The organism is Salinispora cortesiana (genome assembly GCF_000484695.1).
Classification (GTDB): Bacteria; Actinomycetota; Actinomycetes; order Mycobacteriales; family Micromonosporaceae; genus Micromonospora; species Micromonospora cortesiana.
On the sequence record NZ_AXVR01000168.1, the window covers coordinates 1 to 1,621 of the forward strand.

A 1,621-nucleotide genomic window follows, 5' to 3' on the forward strand; every position below is an offset into this window, starting at 1 on the left:
TCCGACGCCAGCACCAAGCCCAAGCCAAGATCGGTCACTACGCCCGACAATCTCTCACCGAGCCCTGAAACGGATCTCCTGCTGGAGTATTAGCCGCCATGCTTTCTGCCGGAGGAAGGTCAACCAGCCCTCCCCCAAGATTGATGCGCAGCTCACGGTAGTGGCGCTGTCGCGGATCGGATGTCCCGTAACCGCCGACAGCGAGGCTGGCTACCGGAGACGACGCGGGGACTGGCCGCAACGACGAACGCGCCCGCCCCAGGTCGGGACGGACGCGTTCGGGGGTAGGTCAGTCGCGTCCTGGAAGCTGGGCGACGAACGCCCGCCACGACGGCGGCCCGAACACCAGCGCCGGTCCGGTCGGGTCCTTGGAGTCCCGGACCCCCACCACACCGGGCAGATTGTCGGCAACCTCGACACAGTCGCCGCCGTTGCCGCTGCTGCGGCTGCTCTTACGCCAACGCGCCCCGGTCAAGTCCATGATTCAGCTACTTCCCTCAGAAGATCAACTGACTGCCAGTGGGACAACGCCTCACCCCGCACGTTCTCCCACACCTCCAGTATCGCCGCCACATCGTTCGGGGTGCTAACCATCTCTCCCTCCAGCTGGCTGTCCAGATAGACCGCCATCCGATGATCCGCACCGGCGCCGATGACGAACGGCCCGTTGAGGCCCGCGTAGGCGCCGACGGTCAACGGCACGACGTGCAGCCGGACGTGTGGGGCCGCACAGGCTGCCAGCAGGGCCGACACCTGCTCCCGCATCGTCTCCCGGCCACCGACCGGGCGCCGGAGGGCGACCTCGTCGACCACGGCCGCGAACTGCGGCGGATCTTCCTTGGTGAGGATGGCCTGCCGGGAGAGCCGGGTGGCGACGAGCCGGTCGACCTCCGTGCGCCCCCGCAAACCCCCACTGGACAGCACCGCGCGTGCGTATGCCTCGGTCTGCAGCAAACCGGGAACAACCAACGGCTGATATGACCGCAGCGATGTCGCCTCGCGCTCGAATTCCTGCCACGGGCGGAACCAGACCGGATTGCGACGTCTCGAAATGTCCGGCCATATGTCCTCCTTGTCCACACCGAGAGCATCCGCCGCCGCCGTGCGGTGCGCCGGGTGCGGAATATGATCCTTTACGAGCCACCGCGTCGTCGTTTTCCGATCAACTCCGACCCGTTCGGCAAGCGACTGAGCGGTGTGGCCAGCCTCGTTCATGGCCAGCCGAAGTGCCTCGTTCATGAGCCCCTCCGGAAGGCATTTCGGATGTCTTCGGACCATACGTCGATGGGGTTTTACTGTCCACTACTGATAGCCAGACTGACTCCGCGAAACGGCGTAAGCCGGTGGAGGTCCTATCCCGCCGGAGGCGCTGTCGGACCGCCCCCACCCGTGGGGCGGTCCTCCACCAATACCAAGGAGACCAAATGCGAATCCGCTGGTTCAGTCGGCGTCGGAAAAACACCGCGCAGCCCCGCCCACACGGCACGAACGCGCCGTACCGCGCCCCAGCCCCGGGCCCGAACCGCCCAGCGAACCTGCCGGTCAACCTACCTGCCTGGATGACTCAACCCACCCTCGCCGACCCCCAACCCGGACGCGTCGGCTGGCTCACCCCCGCCCA

At 66.7% G+C, this 1,621-nt stretch carries 3 protein-coding genes; 1 reads left to right on the top strand and 2 read right to left on the bottom strand.

All coding sequences use genetic code 11. From position 1 onward, the window contains the following. Positions 1-289 precede the first annotated feature (289 nt). Both K228_RS0124880 and K228_RS0124885 read right to left on the bottom strand, forming a co-directional pair. Positions 290-481, bottom strand: a complete 192-nt coding sequence (locus K228_RS0124880) for a DUF397 domain-containing protein (protein WP_025620783.1) — start codon at positions 479-481, stop codon at positions 290-292. Continuing rightward, complete coding sequence (locus tag K228_RS0124885; protein ID WP_025620784.1) at positions 472-1,239, bottom strand: helix-turn-helix domain-containing protein; 768 nt, start codon at positions 1,237-1,239, stop codon at positions 472-474. Before K228_RS0124885 ends, K228_RS0124880 begins: the two co-directional genes overlap by 10 nt. A gap of 185 nt (positions 1,240-1,424) precedes the next feature. Between K228_RS0124885 and K228_RS29300 the strand changes: the two genes are divergently transcribed. Beyond that, positions 1,425-1,621 (top strand): hypothetical protein (locus tag K228_RS29300; RefSeq protein ID WP_080671711.1); only part of this gene is annotated, 197 nt, incomplete at its 3' end.